At 71.5% G+C, this 16,784-nt stretch carries 17 protein-coding genes; 16 read left to right on the top strand and 1 reads right to left on the bottom strand.

The window, feature by feature from the left end; all coding sequences use genetic code 11:
* The first annotated feature begins 1 nt into the window (after nucleotide 1).
* The 4 genes from AOQ53_RS46450 (at nucleotide 2) to AOQ53_RS22200 (ending at nucleotide 5,453) form a co-directional block, all read left to right on the top strand.
* Nucleotides 2-2,455 (top strand): LuxR C-terminal-related transcriptional regulator, encoded by a 2,454-nt coding sequence (locus AOQ53_RS46450; protein WP_456293494.1) that lies wholly within the window; start codon nucleotides 2-4, stop codon nucleotides 2,453-2,455.
* Nucleotides 2,456-2,505: 50 nt separating this feature from the next.
* Entirely contained in the window at nucleotides 2,506-3,417 is a 912-nt protein-coding gene (locus tag AOQ53_RS22210) for an MEDS domain-containing protein (protein WP_059419820.1), read from the top strand.
* A gap of 80 nt (nucleotides 3,418-3,497) precedes the next feature.
* Nucleotides 3,498-3,980, top strand: a complete 483-nt coding sequence (locus AOQ53_RS22205) for an ATP-binding protein (RefSeq protein WP_236711753.1) — start codon at nucleotides 3,498-3,500, stop codon at nucleotides 3,978-3,980.
* A gap of 156 nt (nucleotides 3,981-4,136) precedes the next feature.
* Nucleotides 4,137-5,453, top strand: coding sequence for an Nramp family divalent metal transporter (locus AOQ53_RS22200; protein ID WP_059419817.1), 1,317 nt, complete (start codon nucleotides 4,137-4,139; stop codon nucleotides 5,451-5,453).
* A gap of 14 nt (nucleotides 5,454-5,467) precedes the next feature.
* On the opposite strand, the gene AOQ53_RS44785 is transcribed toward AOQ53_RS22200, so the two are convergent.
* Nucleotides 5,468-5,911 carry a hypothetical protein gene (locus AOQ53_RS44785; RefSeq protein WP_167745750.1) on the bottom strand — a complete coding sequence of 148 codons (444 nt, stop codon included), beginning with the start codon at nucleotides 5,909-5,911 and terminating at the stop codon, nucleotides 5,468-5,470.
* 377 nt (nucleotides 5,912-6,288) lie between these two features.
* On the opposite strand from AOQ53_RS44785, the gene AOQ53_RS22190 reads away from it, so the two are divergent.
* The 12 genes from AOQ53_RS22190 to AOQ53_RS22135 all read left to right on the top strand — a co-directional run bounded on the left by AOQ53_RS22190 (nucleotide 6,289) and on the right by AOQ53_RS22135 (nucleotide 16,775).
* The gene (locus AOQ53_RS22190) at nucleotides 6,289-7,122 is read left to right on the top strand and encodes a hypothetical protein (protein WP_078945437.1); all 834 of its coding nucleotides are present in this window, start codon (nucleotides 6,289-6,291) and stop codon (nucleotides 7,120-7,122) included.
* Between the two features lie 70 nt (nucleotides 7,123-7,192).
* Nucleotides 7,193-7,900: a Flp pilus assembly protein CpaB gene (cpaB, locus tag AOQ53_RS22185; RefSeq protein ID WP_059419814.1), complete on the top strand. Its 708-nt coding sequence runs from the start codon at nucleotides 7,193-7,195 to the stop codon at nucleotides 7,898-7,900.
* Nucleotides 7,901-7,909: 9 nt separating this feature from the next.
* The gene (locus AOQ53_RS22180; RefSeq protein ID WP_059419812.1) at nucleotides 7,910-9,160 is read left to right on the top strand and encodes an AAA family ATPase; all 1,251 of its coding nucleotides are present in this window, start codon (nucleotides 7,910-7,912) and stop codon (nucleotides 9,158-9,160) included.
* Nucleotides 9,161-9,225: 65 nt separating this feature from the next.
* Entirely contained in the window at nucleotides 9,226-9,552 is a 327-nt protein-coding gene (locus tag AOQ53_RS22175; RefSeq protein WP_059419826.1) for a hypothetical protein, read from the top strand.
* A 1-nt stretch (nucleotide 9,553) separates the two neighbouring features.
* A complete protein-coding gene (locus tag AOQ53_RS22170; protein ID WP_059419811.1) occupies nucleotides 9,554-9,904 on the top strand; it encodes a TadE/TadG family type IV pilus assembly protein in 351 nt (116 codons plus the stop codon).
* A 16-nt stretch (nucleotides 9,905-9,920) separates the two neighbouring features.
* The gene (locus tag AOQ53_RS22165) at nucleotides 9,921-11,258 is read left to right on the top strand and encodes a CpaF family protein (RefSeq protein WP_059419810.1); all 1,338 of its coding nucleotides are present in this window, start codon (nucleotides 9,921-9,923) and stop codon (nucleotides 11,256-11,258) included.
* Nucleotides 11,259-11,267: 9 nt separating this feature from the next.
* Nucleotides 11,268-12,212, top strand: coding sequence for a type II secretion system F family protein (locus tag AOQ53_RS22160; RefSeq protein ID WP_059419809.1), 945 nt, complete (start codon nucleotides 11,268-11,270; stop codon nucleotides 12,210-12,212).
* A 16-nt stretch (nucleotides 12,213-12,228) separates the two neighbouring features.
* Nucleotides 12,229-13,116 (top strand): DUF5936 domain-containing protein, encoded by an 888-nt coding sequence (locus AOQ53_RS22155; RefSeq protein WP_059419808.1) that lies wholly within the window; start codon nucleotides 12,229-12,231, stop codon nucleotides 13,114-13,116.
* A 22-nt stretch (nucleotides 13,117-13,138) separates the two neighbouring features.
* Entirely contained in the window at nucleotides 13,139-14,800 is a 1,662-nt protein-coding gene (locus AOQ53_RS22150; RefSeq protein ID WP_059419807.1) for a sensor histidine kinase, read from the top strand.
* Between the two features lie 28 nt (nucleotides 14,801-14,828).
* A complete protein-coding gene (locus AOQ53_RS22145) occupies nucleotides 14,829-15,779 on the top strand; it encodes a response regulator transcription factor (RefSeq protein WP_059419806.1) in 951 nt (316 codons plus the stop codon).
* A 145-nt stretch (nucleotides 15,780-15,924) separates the two neighbouring features.
* Complete coding sequence (locus tag AOQ53_RS22140) at nucleotides 15,925-16,158, top strand: hypothetical protein (protein WP_078945436.1); 234 nt, start codon at nucleotides 15,925-15,927, stop codon at nucleotides 16,156-16,158.
* Complete coding sequence (locus AOQ53_RS22135; RefSeq protein WP_099054662.1) at nucleotides 16,158-16,775, top strand: pilus assembly protein TadG-related protein; 618 nt, start codon at nucleotides 16,158-16,160, stop codon at nucleotides 16,773-16,775. Before AOQ53_RS22140 ends, AOQ53_RS22135 begins: the two co-directional genes overlap by 1 nt.
* Nucleotides 16,776-16,784 lie beyond the last annotated feature (9 nt).

Here is a 16,784-nt window from a genome sequence, read left to right as displayed (position 1 = left end):
CCTGGCGGGTGCGTGTGCGCAACTCGCCGCGGCCCTGCTGCGGGGCACCGAGGGGGTCCGGGTCCTCGCCACCAGCCGGCACCGGCTCGGGCTCACCGAGGAGCACCTGCTGGAGGTGCGGCCCCTGCCGGTGCCCGACCCGGACGGCGACCTCTCCGCCGCCGAGGGCTACCCGGCCCTCACGCTCTTCGCCGACCGGGCCGCCGCGGTCGTCCCCGGATTCCGCCTCACCCCGGACAACCGCGCCTCCGTGGCCCGCCTGTGCCGTCGCCTCGACGGCCTCCCCCTCGCCATCGAACTCGCCGCCGTCCGCATGCGCGTCCTCGACGTCGACCAGCTCCTGGACCGCCTCGACGACCGCTACCGCTTCCTCACCACCGGCAGCCCCGCCGCCCTGCCCCGCCACCAGACCCTGCGAGCGGCGGTCGCCTGGAGCCACGACCTGTGCACCACCCCCGAGCAGCTGGTGTGGGCCCGGCTGTCGGTCCTTGCGGGCAGCTTCGACCTGGAGACGGCGGAGGCGGTGTGCGCGGACCACACCGGGGAGGGAGCCACCGGGTGGAGAACCGGCCTGGCGCCGACGGAGGTTCTCCTGCCGGGCGGCCGGCACGTGTCCGGCGGGGTGTTCGCGGGTGATGTCCAGAGCGGGGCACGTCCCGATGTGCCGTCGGGCGGCGCGCGGTTCACGGACGGCTCCGGTGAACGTCCTCGGCCCGCACAGGCGCTCGCGGGGACGGCGACGCTGCCTCCGCTCGACGGCGGTTCGGGGAACGTGGTGCCGCCGGTGCCCGGTCAGGCGGGCGGGTCCGTGCCGTTGCCGTTGCCCGTGACGCGTTCCGAGTTCCTGATCGCCTCCAGGCCCGAGGACAGCCCCGCCGGCAGGCTGACGCGGCCCCCGTCCGTGCCTGGTCCGGGAGGTGTGACCTTGCCTCCGCCGAGCGGCCTGACGCTGCCCCGGCCCGTGCCTGATCCCGGCGCGATGACCTCGTTCCCGCCCCTGCCCCACTCCGGCGGTGTGACCCCGCCCGGTCCGGCCCTCCGTGCCGACGACGTGCTCGACGCCGTCGCCGGGCTGGTGGACAAGTCCGTGTTGTGCCGGGAGCCGGGGCCCGGCGGGGTGCGGTATCGGATGCTCGACACGCTGCGGCAGTACGGGCTTGAGCAGTTGCGCCGGACCCTCGGGGAGGAGGGCGCTGTCCGGCGGCGGCAGCGGGACTGGATGCTGCGGTGGGTCGAGCAGTGTGAGCGCGGCTGGTTCGGGCCCGGGCAGCCGGAGACCGTCGCCCGGCTGCGCGCCGACCGGGACAACCTGCGCGCGGCCCTCGACTTCAGCCTCTCCACCCCGGGCGAGGCGCTCGCCGGGCTGCGGCTCGCCGGCACCCTCTGGTTCTACTGGCACGCCTGCGGTGCTCCGCGCGAGGGCCTGTACTGGCTCGACCGGGCCCTGGCCGCCAACCCCGAGCCGACCCCGGAACGGGCCCGCGGCCTCTGGGTCGCCGGGCTGCTCGCCGCCGCCACTCAGGACTTCCCCCGCGGCCGCCGGAACGCCGGGGACGCCCTCGCCCTCGCCGACGCCCTGGGCGACGCCGCCGAGGCCGCCCACGCCGAGTACGTCATCGGCGTCATCCGGCTGTTCGGCGACGACCTGACCGGCGCGCTGCGGCACTTCGAGACCACCGTCGCCCGCGGCCCCGTGCCCGGCAAGCACCTGAGCCTCGTAGGCCTCGACCAGGTCGATCTCGCCTGCGCGCTGGGCTTCCTGGGCGAGGCGGACCGGGCCGTCGAGGTCTGCGAAGAGGCTCTGCGGCTCTGCGAGCGGCACGGCGAGCAGTGGGTACGGTCGTACGTGCTGCACATGCTCGCCCTCGCGCACACCGTGCGCCGCGACTGGGCCCGGGCCGAGCGGCACGCCCGTGAGGCCCTGCGGTTGAAGCTCGCCCTTCACGACGTCATCGGCATCGCCCTCACCCTCGACCTGCTCGCGTCGGTCGCGACCGAACGCGGCGTCCACCGGCACGCGGCCGTGCTGCTGGGCGGCGCCGACCGCGTCTGGGCCGACATCGACGCCGCCCGCTGGGGCGCGCGCACCCTCAACTCCACCCGCCGGGACAGCGAGGAGCGGGCCTGCCGGGCCCTGGGACGGGAGGCGTTCGAACGGGCCCACCGGCGCGGCGGGAGCCTCGGCCTCGCCGAACTCGTCGGCCACGCCCTCCAGGAACCGGCCCGCCCGCACCCCGGCGAGTCCCCGGCCCCGCACGACGACACCGCGGTCCGTCTCACCCGCCGCGAGACCGAGGTCGCCCGGCTCGTCGCCGAAGGGCTCGCCAACCAGCAGATCGCCGACCGTCTGGTGATCGCCCGCCGCACCGCCGAAGGACATGTCGAACGCATCCTCAGCAAGCTCGGCTTCAGCAACCGCAGCCAGATCGCCGCCTGGGTGACGGCCCAGCGCTGACCCGCCGTGCCGCAGACCCCCACCCGTACCGCAGACCCCGAGGGAAGCCCATGACCACCCGACAGCCCCCCGCGCCCGCCGCGTTCGACCACCGGATGGCCGTCTTCGACACCGACGACGACTTCGTGGCCGCCGCCCTGCGCTTCCTCGGCGAAGGCCTCGCCGCGCCCGGCGAACCACCCCCCGTGGCCATCGCCGACCCCCGCAACCTGGACCTCCTGCGGGACGCCCTCGGCGGGGACGCCAAGGACGTCACCTGCGTCCCGCACACCGACTGGTACACCGGCTCCGCCGCCAACGCCGTCGCCCAGGCGGCCTCCTACCTCACCGCACACGCCGGCCCCGGTGGCCGGATCCACCTCCTCATGGAACCCGTCTGGAGTGGCCGCGCCGGCCGCTCGGCCCGCGAGACCACCGAGTGGATCCGCTACGAGGCCCTCGCCAACCTCCTCTTCGCGCCCATGGCCACGACCGCCCTGTGCGCGTACGACATCCGCACCGCCGGCCCCGCCGTCGTCGCCGCGGCCCGCCGCGCCCACCCCGGCACGGACGTGTACGAGGACCCGCTGCGGCTCACGGCCGAACTCGACGCCGTGCCGCTGCCGCTGCCCCCGGCCGGCGCACAGCCCCTCGCCGAGCCGCACGCCGCCGCCGTGCAGGCCTGGGCGGAGGCCCGGGGGCTTCCCGCCGCCGACGCCGAGTTGTTCGCCACGGCCGTCGCGGAGACGGCGGCGGCGCTGGCGCCCCTGGACGGCACCGCCCTGCTGTGGGGCGAGGCGCCCGCCTGCGTCTGCGAACTGCGCCCGGCCCGCCCGGTCGGCGACCCGCTCGCCGGCTTCGTCCCGCCCCCGCCCACCGGTCCGGAACCGGGCCCGGGCCTGTGGTACGCGCGCCAGGTCTGCGCGTACGTGGACATCCGCGACGACGCCGGCGGAGCGACGGTCCGCCTCCAGTACGCATAGCCCGCCCACCTGCACAAGCAGGTAGAGGATCGGGTAGTCCTCCCCCTGTGCCGGACCGGCCCCCGGGCCACCCTGGAGGCATGCAGCAACTCTCCGGGCCCCACCTCCCGGACCCCGAAGCCAGGTACGGTCCGTTCCCGCAACCACCCCTGGGAGCAGGCCACCTGAGCGTCGAGTACGCCCCCGAGCCCTCCGCCGTCCGCGACGCACGCGCTCAGGTGCGCAGGCAGTTGGAGGGATGGGGGCTCGCGGAGCGCGGTGAGGTGGCGGACGTGGCGGAACTGCTCGTCGGCGAACTCGCCACCAACGCCCTGGTGCACGCCGAGAGCCGCTTCCGGCTCACACTCTTCGCAGCGCACGGCGTCCTGCGCTGCGAGGTGGCCGACAGGGAACGCCGCGTGCCCCGGGTGCTGGAGGCAGGCACCGGGGAGAGCGGCCGCGGGATGTTCCTGGTGGACGCGCTGGCCCAGCGCTGGGGCTGCCACCGGGACGGGCCGGGCAAGACGGTGTGGTTCGAGCTCGGCACGTGCGGATCGGACGGCTGTGGTCGGCGACAGCCGTGACGCTCCGCTGGGTCGGGCCCTGGCGGTGCGCTCAGTCGTCGGCGCTTGCCCGGGGCCTGTCGGGGCCTGTTCGGGAGGCCGCCTCGTACGCGCATCACGTGAAGATCCGGTCCCGCCCTCTTGTCCCACCGGCGCCTTTGGGATTTCTTGACCTGCATGGCGGACACCACGGGAAACACCACGGACCACGAGGCGTCGCAACACCCCTCGCAGCGTAAGGCGAGCTGGAAGTACATCGGCCCGGGCATCGTCGTCGCGGCGACCGGCGTCGGCGCCGGCGACCTGGTCGCCACCCTGATCGCGGGCAGCAACTTCGGCTACACCCTCCTGTGGGCCGCGATCATCGGCTGTCTGGTGAAGATCTCCCTGGCGGAGGCGGCGGGCCGCTGGCATCTGTCCACGGGCCGCACCCTGTTCGACGGCTGGGCCAGCCTCGGCCGCTGGACCACCTGGTTCTTCGCCGTCTACCTCGTGGTCTGGGGCTTCGTCTACGGCGCGGCGGCGATGTCGTCGAGCGCGCTGCCGCTCCAGGCGCTGTTCCCCGACGTGATGGACCTGAAGTGGTGGGGCATCGCCTGCGGTCTGGTCGGTCTGGTCTTCGTCTGGTTCAACAAGTACGCGGTGTTCGAGAAGGTCATGACGGTCCTGGTGGGCGTCATGTTCCTGGTGACGGTGTACCTGGCGATCCGCGTCACGCCCAACATCGCCGACGCCTTCGCGGGTCTTCTTCCGGTCCTCCCGGACGAGAAGGACTCGATCCTCAACACCCTGGGCCTGATCGGCGGCGTCGGCGGCACGATCACCCTCGCGGCCTACGGCTACTGGGTCAACGCCAAGGGCTGGACCGACACCGGCTGGATGAAGGTCATGCGCCTGGACAACCGCGTCGCCTACGCCACGACGGGCATCTTCGTGATCGCCATGCTCTTCGTCGGCGCGGAGCTCCTGCACTCGGCGAACATCGCCATCGCGAGCGGCGACAAAGGCCTGATCCAGCTCGGCGACATCCTGGAGAAGGAGTACGGCACGGCGACGGCGAAGTTCTTCCTGATCGGCTTCTTCGCCACGTCCTTCACCTCCCTGATCGGCGTCTGGCACGGCGTGAGCCTGATGTTCGCCGACTTCGTGGCCCGGCTGTCGGGCAAGGGGCAGGCCAAGGGCGAAGAGGTCGCCTCGGGCGAACGCGAACGCTCCTCGCCCTTCCGCGCCTACCTGCTCTGGCTGACCTTCCCGCCCATGATCCTCCTCTTCGAGGGCCAGCCCTTCCGGCTGATCATCATCTACGGCGTCCTCGGCGCGGCCTTCCTGCCCTTCCTCGCCGGCACGCTGATCTGGCTCCTGAACTCCTCCCGGACACCCCGGGAGTGGCGCAACGGCCCGCTCAGCAACGCGATGCTCGCCGTCGCGGGCCTGCTGTTCCTGGTCCTGTGCGTGAAGCAGGTCTGGGACCAGCCGTGGGGGGAGTTCTTCTAGGGCAGGAGAACGTCTCACCGCAGTACCGAGACGTTCCCAGCGAGCACGAGGACCGAGGACCCGACGGATGGGCCAGCAGTACCCGCCACCCCCCGGCCCCGGCTTCGGCCCGCCTCCACCGCAGTACGCGCCCGCACCACCTCCTCGACCGAGTCGATGATCCGGTCCAGGCCCCCGTCCCACAGGGATCCCTGCCGCGCGTCGACCCGGACCGCGAAGGCGGAGTCGGTCGAGTCCAGCCCGGCCAGGATCACGCCCTCCACCGGGGTGCCCTTCGGCGGGCCGCCGTCCTCGCCGGTCGCCTTGAAGGTGACAGGTGGGCCGCTTCGGCACCGACAAGCGATCGCGGCGTTGACGACGGCCATGCCGAGGTACTCGGTGCCGGTCGCGCCGCGATCGTCGAAGACCGGTCTAGTGTCCTTACGTCCGTATGCCGCCCCCGCGAGCCATACGGGCACCCCTCCTTGCCCGAACCACGTGCCCGTGGACGGTGAGAGTAGGGACGCGTCCCGGCGGAAGGCATGGGTCTCAGGGCCCAAACGGAGGCCCACCGTCAACACTGGGCCCTCCGGGACCACCGGCTGGGATCACCCGAGCCCCCGCCCCCGACCGGCAAGATGCTCAACGTGCCCCGTTTTGACGCATCTTGTGCAACGACAGTTGCTCCTCAGCTACACAAACGCTGTTCTCCGGCCACAGAGCCGTGGATACAGTGCTGAGGTAGTCACGCAGTGAAGTCACCAAGGTGTGCCGCAGTAACAAGGCGGCGCGCCGACGGGCATGGGGAAACGGGGAGCTGCGCGTGCCAACTGCCATTGCCGTGACCAGTGCCGACATGGCGCTGCCGCCGCAGGACGAACGCACCCTGCCCGCCGTCGTGCTGCGGGACGTCGACCGGCGCCCCCTGGAGCACGCGCTCGCCGAGATGCAGACCCTGGTCGAGCACCACGGGCATGTGATCGTGGTCTGCTCACCGGCCGCGCCCACCGCCGTGCAGCGACGGCTGCACACCCTGCGCTCCCTCATGGAGAGCGACCGGATCGCCCTTTTCCGCCCCGATCTGCCCCCACTCGGACTGGCCGTCCTGGCCCGCCAGTTACGACAGCTGGCGTCCTGCGACATCAGCCCCGGCGTGCTCGCCTCGGCAGGCCGGCTGCTCGTCCACTACATCCACGCCGGGGCGCTGCTCAACTCCGTGGCCCGGCTCGACCGCGTTCCCGTCGGCCTGAAGTCGCACGCCAAGTCCTGGGTGCCCGGCAGCCAGTTCGGCGTCCTCGCCCACCCCGAGCCGCAGCTCGTCAGGATCACCCCCGAAGCCGCCCTCCCCGGCCCCGAGTTCGGCACCTGGATGCTGGTCGCCAAAGGGCAGCTCCAGTCCGACTGGGTCACCGGCACCCTCGCCCCCTCCTGGAAGGTGCAGGGTCTGCGCGAGATCCCGCTCCCGGCCGAATCACCCGGCTGGTGGGGCACCGGCAAGCTGATCGAGTTCTGCAGCTACCTGCCCGACCTGTCGGTCCTCTACCAGCTGGTCACCTCCGTGCGGCGCAGCAACTGCCACTGGTGCGGCATCGACGTCATCGGCGACCGCTGCGTCTTCTGTTCGGCCACGCCGCCCGTCCACGACAGCCCACCGCTCAAGCAGCTGGAGAACCGAACGGCCGTCGGGTGAGCCCTGACACCACTCACCAGCACTGTTCCGATCCCGCTCGACCGATATCCCCAACGAGGTTGTACGGTTCATGAATTCCCGTCAGCGCCGCGGCGTGATTCTCCTGCTCCTGTCGGTCGTCTGCGCCCTCGGCGCCTTCGCCGGCGTGCTGTCCGTCATCAGTGACGTGAAGTCCAAGGTCGGCCCCGAGGTCACCGCCTACCGGCTCAAATCCGACGTGCCGCCCTACACCACCCTCAGCACGGGCCAGTTCGAGAAGATCAAGATGCCCGAACGGTGGCTGTCGGACAACGCGATCACCGACCTGCGCGAGATCCAGGGCAAGATCGCCGTCACCACGCTGCAAGCGGGCTCCCTGCTCCAGTCCGACATGATCGTCCGCCGGCCGGCCCTCCAGCCCGGCCAGCAGGAGGTCGCCATCATGATCGACGCGGCGACCGGCGTGGCCGGCAAGATCACGCCCGGCTCCTCGGTCAACGTCTACGCCACCTTCGAGGGCAAGCGCGAGGGCGACCCCGACCAGTCGAAGATCATCGTGACCAACGCCAAGGTCCTCGACGTTGGCGACATCGCCGCGCTGAAACCGGACGAGAACAACCGCACCCAGCAGCCCACCGACGCCGTCCCCATCACCTTCGCGCTGTCCGCCCTGGACGCCCAGCGCCTCACCTACGCCGAGTCGTTCGCCCAGCGGGTCCGGCTCGCCCTGGTCGCACCCGGCGGCGACACCACCGTCCCCGAGCAGGACCGGACGTACGAACTCGCGAAGGACAAGTGAGAGGCTCGCATGCCCACGAGGATCCTCCCGGCAGTCGGTGACGCGGACGCGGTCCGGTCGATCACGACGCTGCTCAGCCAGCTCCCGGACGCGGAGCCGGTCGCCCCGGTGGTCGACTCCACCCAGCTCATCGACACCCTCGCCCGCCTGGCCGCCGAGTCCGTCGACGAACTGCCCGAGGTCGTGGTCGTGCACGAGCGCATCGGCCCGGTCCCCGCGCTGGAGCTGATCCGCGAAGTCGCCCTGCGCTTCCCGGCCGTCGGCGTCATCCTCGTCACCTCCGACGCGAGCCCCGGCCTCTTCCAGGCCGCCATGGACTACGGCGCCCGCGGCCTCGTCGCCCTGCCGCTCGGCTACGAGGAACTCGCCAGCCGCGTCCAGGCGGTCGCCCAGTGGTCGGTCGGCGTACGGCGGCACCTGGGCGCCGGCGGCGACGTGTTCACCGGCGTCGGCGGCACGGTCGTCACGGTCAGCGGGGCCAAGGGCGGCGTGGGCGCGACCCTGACCGCGATCCAACTGGCCCTCGCCGCCCAGGCCTCGGGCCGCAGCACGGCCCTGGTCGACATGGACCTCCAGACCGGCGACATCGCCTCCTACCTGGACGTCCAGTTCCGCCGCTCCGTCGTCGACCTGGCCGCCATCACGGACATCTCCCCGCGCGTCCTGGCCGACGCCGTCTTCCGCCACGAGACGGGTCTGGCCCTGCTCCTCGCCCCGGCCGAAGGGGAACGCGGCGAGGACGTCACCGACCGCGCCGCCCGCCAGATCGTCAGCGCCCTGCGCTCCCGCTACGAGGTCGTCGTCATCGACTGCGGCGCCCAGCTGAGCGGAGCGGGGGCGGCGGCCGTGGAGATGGCGGACCGGGCGTTGCTGATCACCACTCCGGACGTGGTCGCGGTGCGGGGTGCCAAGCGGGCGGTGCGGATGTGGGACCGGTTGCAGATCCGCAAGGCCGAGGAGACGACCGTCGTCGTCAACCGGCACTCCCGCGGTACGGAGATCCAGCCGCCCCTGATCCAGAAGATCACCTGCACGGCGGTCGCCGCCACCGCGATCCCCGCCAACTTCAAGGAACTCCAGAGCGTCGTGGACGCGGGCCGCGTTCACGAGCTGGAGAGCAAGAGCGCGGTGAAGCAGGCGCTGTGGGGCCTGGCGGGCGAGCTGGGTCTGGTCAAGGTCTCCGAGGGGGGCCAGAAGGCGGGCCGGTTCCGGGGCGGGGACCGGGGGTCGGTGAGCTTTCGGCGGAGGAGGGAGGGGTGAGCGTGCTGCCCGTCTCAAGAGAGCGAGAGCGGGACCGTGGTCAGGTCACCATCGAGTTCCTCGGTATGACACCGACGATCATCGTGACGCTGATCGCGCTGTGGCAGGTCGTCCTCGTCGGCTACACCTTCACGCTCGCGGGAAACGCCGCGGACGAGGCGGTGCGGGAGGCGACGGCGGCTGAACCGGGTGGCGCGCGGGAGGCCGCGTGCGAGGCGGCCGGACTCAAGCACCTGTCGGAGGCGTGGCGGGCGGGTGCCGAGGTGAACTGCGGCGGCACCGGCTATGTGACGGCCGACGTCACGCTCGAGGTGCCCATCCTCTTCCCGGGCACGCTGTCCTTCCCCTTCCCGGTCCACGGCCACGCCGGCGCGGTCGAGGAGGCGGACTGAGATGCCGAAGACGCGCAGGGACCGCGGCCAGGTCGCCATCGAGTTCATCGGCTTCCTGCCCATCCTGCTGATCGTCGCCCTGGCGGCCGTGCAACTCGGCCTGATCGCCTACACGGCCCAGCAGGCGGGCACGGCGGCCCGGACGGGGGCGCGCAGCGCGTCGCTGGACGGGCCCTACGAGGCCGACTGCCGGGCGGCGGTGAGCAGTTGGCTCGCCGATCAGACCGACTGCCCTGCGTCCTTCGGCGCGGACGAGGTCACCGTCACGGCCACCGTGCAGATCCCGTCTCTCGTGCCGGGCTGGGAGTTCGACCCGGCCGTCAAGACCGCGACGATGCCGCGCGACCACTGAACGGAGCACCGGACTCATGAGCCTGCGAGCACGCATCAACACCCCCGAGGAGAACGGAAACCGGGGCGAGGACGGCCACATGGTCGCCTCCTACCGGGCCAAGCTCCTGGAGGAGATCGACCTCGCGGAGATGAGTTCGCTGGCCGCCGCCGAGCGCCGGGCGCGGCTGGAGCGGGTGCTCGGGCACATCATCAGCCGCGAGGGCCCGGTCCTGTCGACGGTGGAGCGTTCGCAGCTGATCCGCAGGGTGGTCGACGAGGCTCTGGGCCTGGGCATCCTGGAACCGCTGCTGGAGGACGCGTCCATCACCGAGATCATGGTGAACGGCCCGGACGCGATCTTCGTCGAGCGCGGCGGCCGCGTCGAGCAACTGCCCCTGCGCTTCGCCTCCAACGACCAGCTCATGCAGACGATCGAGCGGATCGTCTCGACGGTCAACCGGCGCGTCGACGAGTCGAACCCGATGGTCGACGCCCGTCTCCCCTCCGGCGAGCGCGTCAACGTCATCATCCCGCCCCTGTCCCTGACGGGCGCCACCCTCACCATCCGCCGCTTCCCGCGCTCCTTCACGCTCCAGGAACTGATCGGCCTCGGCTCGCTCGACGAGCCCATGCTGTATCTGCTCGCGGGCCTGGTGCAGGCGAAGTTCAACATCATCGTCTCGGGCGCGACGGGCACCGGTAAGACGACGCTGCTCAACGCGTTGTCGGGCCTGATCCCGGAGGGCGAGCGCATCATCACGATCGAGGACTCGGCGGAGCTCCAGCTCCAGCAGGCGCACGTGATCCGCCTGGAGTCCAGGCCCCCCAACGTGGAGGGCAAGGGCCAGGTCTCCATCCGCGACCTGGTCCGCAACTCCCTCCGCATGCGCCCCGACCGGATCGTGGTCGGTGAGGTCCGCGGCGGCGAGTCCCTGGACATGCTCCAGGCGATGTCGACGGGCCACGACGGCTCGCTGGCAACGGTCCACGCCAACAGCGCGGAGGACGCGCTGATGCGGTTGCAGACCCTGGCGTCCATGTCGGACGTGGAGATCCCCTTCGTGGCGCTGCACGACCAGATCAACAGCGCGGTGGACGTCATCGTGCAGCTCACCCGGTTCGCGGACGGCGCCCGCCGCATCACCGAGATCGCGCTGATGGACAGCCACGGCAGCGACCCGTACCGGCTGGTCACGGTCGCCCGCTTCCACGCGCAGCCCATGACTCCCGACGGCCGTATCCACGGCGCCTTCGAGTACTTCCCGCTCCCACGCCGTACCGCCGACCGCCTCTACATGGCGAACCAGCCCATCCCGCAGGCCTTCGGCATCGCCCGGTCCGCGGAGCAGCTAGCCACCCGAGAAGCCAGGTAGGACCGACCGATGGAACTGCAACAGCTCATCACGCTCACCACCGGCATCACCCTGCTGACCTGCGTCCTCACGGTGGCCGGCCTGCACTCCTACGCCATGGGCAAGGCGCAGCGGCAGGCGCTCGTCGACCGTTTGTCCGCCACCGGCCAGATCCCGGTCGGCGGCCGGCGCCGGAACTTCCGCGGGATCGACCGCCGCCTGCGGCGCACCAAGCTCGGCAAGAGGCTGGAACTCCGCCTGGCGGCCACCGGCCTGGACATCACCCCCGGCGAGTTCTTCGTCTACATGCTCGCCACGGTCGCCGGCCTGTGGCTGATCGGCCAGGCGGCACTGGCCCCGTTCTTCGGCCCGCTGGCGGGCCTGCTGGGCATCGGGGTGGCGATCCAGTTCCTCAACTGGCAACGCCAGAAACGCATCGAGAAGTTCATCAACCAGCTCCCCGAAATGGCCCGGATCCTCGCCAACGCGACCCAGGCGGGCCTCGCCCTGCGCACCGCGATCGGCATGGCCGCGGAGGAGATGGAGGCCCCCGCGGGCGAGGAACTCGGCAAGGTCTCCGCTCAGCTGGCCGTCGGCGCGTCGATGGACGACGCGCTGAGCGAATTGGCGGACCGCCTCCCGTCCCGCGAACTGGTCGTCCTGGTCACCACGCTCGTCCTGTCGAACCGGGCGGGCGGCCAGGTGGTGAGCGCGCTGCGGAACCTCACGGACACGCTGGAGGAGCGCAAGGAGACCCGACGCGAGGTCCGCACCCAGCTCTCCCAGGTCAGCATGACGTCGTACGCGGTCCCGGCCCTGGGCGTCGGCTCGCTCTTCCTCATGAACGGCGTGAAGGACGGCGCCCTGGAGCGCATGACGGGCTCCCCCTTCGGCCAGGCGGCGGTCATCATCGCCTTCTCCCTCTACGCCGTCGGCTTCGTCCTCATCCGCCGCCTGTCCCGCATCGACGTCTGAAGGCCGGAGGCACACCATGGGACTGCTTCTCGCCCTGCTGACGGGCCTCAGCGTCTGGGGCATCTTCGCCGGCATCCGCATGTACCGCGCCGAGGCCAAACTGCCCGGCGACCTCGCCCTGGCGCTGGAGGTCGGCTCCACCCGCACCGGCGCCGTCGACTCCCTCATCGACCGACTGGGCATGCGCTACGCCCCCGCGGTGCTGCGCCTGATGGGCCCGAAACAGGTGGCCAGGTACCGCCGCAAGATCGACCTGGCGGGCAACCCAGGCGGCCTGACGATCGACCGTTACGCGGCGCGGCGGGCGGTGTACGGGGCTCTGGGCGGGGTGGGCTTCCTGGTGTTCCTGATGCGGGGCCAGCTCCTGGTCGCACTCCTCCTGCTCGCCTTCGGCGCGTTCTGGACCGAGGTCGGCATCTGGTCGGCGATCCGCATCCGCAAGGACGTCATCGAACGGACCCTGCCGGACTTCCTGGACGTCCTGGCGGTCGTGGTCAGCGCGGGCCTCGGCTTCCGCCAGGCGCTGGACCGGGTCGCGTCCAAGTACGAGGGCCCGTGGGCGGACGAACTCCGCATCACGCTCCGCCAGATGGACCTGGGCATGAGCCGCCGCCAGGCCTTCGCGGAACTGCGCCGCCGGAACGACTCCGAGCAGGTGGCGATGTTCGTCACGGCGTTGCAGCAGGGCGAGGAACTGGGCGCGCCGATCGTCGACACGCTGGTGGCTCTCGCCAAGGACATGCGGCGTACGGATGCGCAGAACGCCCGCCGCAAGGCCGCGCGTGCCGTTCCCAAGGCCACGATGATGATCACGACCTTCATGGTCCCGGCCACGATGCTCCTCCTCGGCGCCGGCCTGATCCTCGGCTCGGGCACGGACTTCGGCTCGGTGACGGGCAAGTAGGCAAGCAGGGAGGGCCGCCAGCATGTCGCTGACAGAGGAACGCAACGGACTGCTACGCCGTCGCCGCCGCGCCGCGAACCCACCGGAGATCACGACACCGCCGGCGGGGACGGTCCTGCCGGCCCATGCGCGCACGGGGGCGTCCGACGTGCCGGTCACGTCGGTTACGCCTGCGCTGCCGCCGGGGTGGGAGGCGGTGGGCGGGGAACAGGCGGGCGTGCCGGCGCCGGGGCCGACGCCGGTGGCTGGGAGCAGCGGGCAGGCGGGGCCTGCGGTAGGCAACCCGGAACGGAGGACGGACGGCAGCCCGGAGCCGCGCGCGAACGGTCGGCCGGTCGCCGAAGGTGCTCAGCCCCCACAGGGGCCACCGGCACTCGACTACGAGGGCCGCACGGTCCGTGCGGGCGGGAACCCCATGCCGGCCGAAGACCGGGCCACTGCCACAGCGGCAAACCCGGCGATCCCCATCCAGGTCAACGCCCTCCAGGCCATGTGCCGCCAAGTCTTCGGCTTCCGCCTGGCCATGATCGCCCTGGCCACCCCCACCGCCCTCCTCAACGCCAACGAGGGCCTGCCCACCCGCCTCGTGGGCGCAGCCGTAGTCGTCACCTTCATGACCTCCTACGTCCTCTTCAGGGACTGGGAACGCTTCGGCCCCCTCCTCCTCCGCCACCCCACCCTCCTCGCCGCGGACACCCTCTTCGGCGCCCTCCTGCTCATCTCCGCAGGCCCGGACAGCACCCTCGCCTACGTCAGCGTCTGCACCCCTCTCCTCGCCGGCCTCGTCTACGGCTGGCGCGGAGCAGCCGTCTTCGCCAGCCTCCAGGCCCTGCTCCTCCTCCTGATACACGCGGCACAGGAGAACCCCCGTCCGGGCCTCGCCGAGTCGACCCTCCTGCCCGGCCTCTGCGTCATCGCGGGAGCCGTCGGCTCCAGCCTCCGCAACCTCATGCTCCGCTTCGGCGAGGCCACCCAGGCCCTCACCACCGTCCAGGCCCGCCTCGCCGTGACGGAAGCGGTCAGCGCCGAACGCGCCCGCCTGGCCCGCGAGATGCACGACTCGGTCGCCAAGACCCTGCACGGCGTGGCCCTGGCGGCCGACGGCCTGACCGGCTCGGCAGGCGCCGACCGCATGGACCCGGCCCTGGTCAGACAGCAGGCCGCACTGGTCGCCCGCTCAGCCCGCCGAGCCGCCGCCGAATCCCGCGAGCTCCTGGCCGACCTGCGCCGCGAATCGGACCCGGCGCAGGCCACGGACGTCCTGGTCGAACTCGCCGCCCGCACCCGCGACTTCGGCACCCGCACCGGCCTCCCCGCCGTCTACCGCCCCACCGGCGACCACTCCGTACCCCCCGTCCCACCCGCGGTGGCCCGCCAGCTCCTCACCATCGCCGCGGAGGCCATGGAGAACGCCCACCGGCACGCACAGCCCACTCGCGTGGACGTCCGCGCGGGCGTCCACGGCGACCTGCTCCGTATCAGCGTGTACGACGACGGACGCGGCCTCCCGCCCGGCACCACGCTCGAACAACTCCGCCGGGCGGGGCACTTCGGCCTGGTCGGCATGGTCGAACGAGCCGCGTCGGTCGGAGCCCGCATCCGCATCGGCCGTGGCGGCCACCCGAAGGGCACGGAAGTCCGCCTGGATCTCCCGCTGGCAGCCCTGACCACCCCCCACCCCTGACCCCCACGACACGAGAGGAGGCCCCCGGATGCCGGACCACACCCCGCCACCCCAACCGCCACCCCCACAGAACCCGTTCGCCGACCTCCCACAGCCCGCACAGCCCAGCAGCCTCCGGGTCGTCGTGGCGGACGACAACCCCGTGGTCCGCGCCGGCCTCACCGCGCTCCTGTCCGGCCGCGCGGACATCACGGTCGTGGCCGAGGCCGCCGACGGCCGCCAGGCCTGCGAGGCAGCCCACCAGCACCGTCCGGACGTGGTCCTCCTCGACGTCCGCATGCCCGGCGTGGACGGCATCTCGGCACTCCCGTACCTGGTGCAGATCGCCCCGGTGGTGATGCTGACGTACAGCAGGGAGTCGGAGATCGTCCAGGAGGCCCTCCGTCGAGGAGCCGGCGGCTATCTGGTCCACGGCGAGTTCACGGCCGACCAGCTGGTCGACGCCGTACGGGACATCAAGGGGGGCCGGGCCCACTTCACCCCCACGGCGGCGGGCGCCCTCCTGGCCCAACTCCGCCAGGACCAGACACCGACCCCGCCCCTGCCCGAGGGGCTGGGCCGGTCATCGAGTGCTACTGCATACGGAATACCCAAGTCCGCAAAACCGCATAGTCAGTCCCAATGGACGATTCCACCAGGGAATTTGCCGCCGCCCTACGCCCCACCCTCGCCCATTTCCTCAGAAAACCTTTCGCAAGTGCAACCGCATGTGGGACAGTCTTCGTCTGGGTGGACGAGTGGCCGTCCGGCCGCTCCCGACAGGTCGCGGTTCCAACTGAGCACGAGGGAGGCGGAGATCATGGACCACATCGCGTCCGGCATGACCAACCAGCAGATCGCCGCCACCTGCTTCATCAGCGAGAAGACCGTCAAGAACCACATCAACCGCATCTTCGCCAAGCTCCACAGCACCAGCCGCTCCGAGGCCGCCGCGAAATGGATCGGCACGGCACCGGACTCACACCGAGGACTGGGGTGACCTTCGGTGACGGAATGGGGGGAGAACCGGTTGGGCCCGCGCGATTGGGCCCGGAATTGGGCCCTGGGGCCCTCTGGCGGACGGGTTGTCCAGCCGTACGTTCCTCGTGCCGAAAGCGGCACAGCCGAAACCGGAGGGGAACACCATGAGCGACCTGATGCTGAAGACCGCCGTCGCGACCAAGGTCCGCGTGAACGGCTGGAAGAACACCACGGTGCAGGCGATGCAGCGCCGCGCCGGCGACAAGGGGCAGACGGCGGTCGAGTACCTGGGCATCATCGCGGTGGTGGTGGCGATCGTGCTGGCGATCACCGGTACGAACATCGGTCAGACGATCCTCACCAAGATTCAGGCACAGATCGCCAAGGTCGCTCCTTGATGCGACCTCGCCGGTACGGCGACGCAGGGCAGGCCTTCCCCATCTATATCACGGTGGTGGGGGGCCTGCTCTTTCTCGCGTTCGCCTACTTCGCGGTCGGTCAGGCCGCGGCGAATCGGAACGGCGCCCAGACAGCTGCCGATGCGGCGGCTCTCGCGGCGGCTCAGGACAGACGGGACCAACTCGCGGGCGCGTGGGTGAAGGACGTACTCGCCCCGACCAAGTGGCCGGGCATTTTTGAGGGCAATGCCGAAGGACTCCAGCCGTCGTGCTGGCGCGCCCATGAACTCGCCGCACAGAACGACGCCCAAGTGCTGAGCTGCGGGCCGGAGGGACATCTGGGCTTCACGGTCGAGGTGGAGACCAATAAGTCCGTCGGTGAGTCCGTCGTCCCTGGTACGGCGGAGCGGAAATCCGATGCGTCCGCCACGGCCGTGATCGAGTCCCTCTGTGACGTCGACCCCCCAGCCGAGGATGCCGGTCCTGACGTACTGCCGCAGCTCTCCTGCGAGGACGGGAAGGACTGGAAGCTGGACCCGGACGATCTCGATGTTCTGCCCGAACCCGAGGACCTCTTCGAAGTCCACCTGGCCGACTCACAAGCGAACGACGAGTGATGAAGGAAG

It is taken from the genome of Streptomyces azureus (assembly GCF_001270025.1).
Classification (GTDB): Bacteria; Actinomycetota; Actinomycetes; order Streptomycetales; family Streptomycetaceae; genus Streptomyces; species Streptomyces azureus.
Note: the sequence above shows the minus strand (reverse complement) of the source record. Positions and strands in the feature narration are given on the sequence as shown.

Bases quoted from the DNA above. Each gene is read 5' to 3' on its own strand.
- AOQ53_RS22210 (WP_059419820.1), top strand. From the start codon at position 2,506: ATGACCACCCGACAGCCCCCCGCGCCCGCCGCGTTCGACCACCGGATG.
- AOQ53_RS22205 (WP_236711753.1), top strand. From the start codon at position 3,498: ATGCAGCAACTCTCCGGGCCCCACCTCCCGGACCCCGAAGCCAGGTAC.
- AOQ53_RS22200 (WP_059419817.1), top strand. From the start codon at position 4,137: ATGGCGGACACCACGGGAAACACCACGGACCACGAGGCGTCGCAACAC.
- AOQ53_RS22190 (WP_078945437.1), top strand. From the start codon at position 6,289: ATGGCGCTGCCGCCGCAGGACGAACGCACCCTGCCCGCCGTCGTGCTG.
- cpaB (WP_059419814.1), top strand. From the start codon at position 7,193: ATGAATTCCCGTCAGCGCCGCGGCGTGATTCTCCTGCTCCTGTCGGTC.
- AOQ53_RS22180 (WP_059419812.1), top strand. From the start codon at position 7,910: ATGCCCACGAGGATCCTCCCGGCAGTCGGTGACGCGGACGCGGTCCGG.
- AOQ53_RS22175 (WP_059419826.1), top strand. From the start codon at position 9,226: ATGACACCGACGATCATCGTGACGCTGATCGCGCTGTGGCAGGTCGTC.
- AOQ53_RS22170 (WP_059419811.1), top strand. From the start codon at position 9,554: ATGCCGAAGACGCGCAGGGACCGCGGCCAGGTCGCCATCGAGTTCATC.
- AOQ53_RS22165 (WP_059419810.1), top strand. From the start codon at position 9,921: ATGAGCCTGCGAGCACGCATCAACACCCCCGAGGAGAACGGAAACCGG.
- AOQ53_RS22160 (WP_059419809.1), top strand. From the start codon at position 11,268: ATGGAACTGCAACAGCTCATCACGCTCACCACCGGCATCACCCTGCTG.
- AOQ53_RS22155 (WP_059419808.1), top strand. From the start codon at position 12,229: ATGGGACTGCTTCTCGCCCTGCTGACGGGCCTCAGCGTCTGGGGCATC.
- AOQ53_RS22150 (WP_059419807.1), top strand. From the start codon at position 13,139: ATGTCGCTGACAGAGGAACGCAACGGACTGCTACGCCGTCGCCGCCGC.
- AOQ53_RS22145 (WP_059419806.1), top strand. From the start codon at position 14,829: ATGCCGGACCACACCCCGCCACCCCAACCGCCACCCCCACAGAACCCG.
- AOQ53_RS22140 (WP_078945436.1), top strand. From the start codon at position 15,925: ATGAGCGACCTGATGCTGAAGACCGCCGTCGCGACCAAGGTCCGCGTG.
- AOQ53_RS22135 (WP_099054662.1), top strand. From the start codon at position 16,158: ATGCGACCTCGCCGGTACGGCGACGCAGGGCAGGCCTTCCCCATCTAT.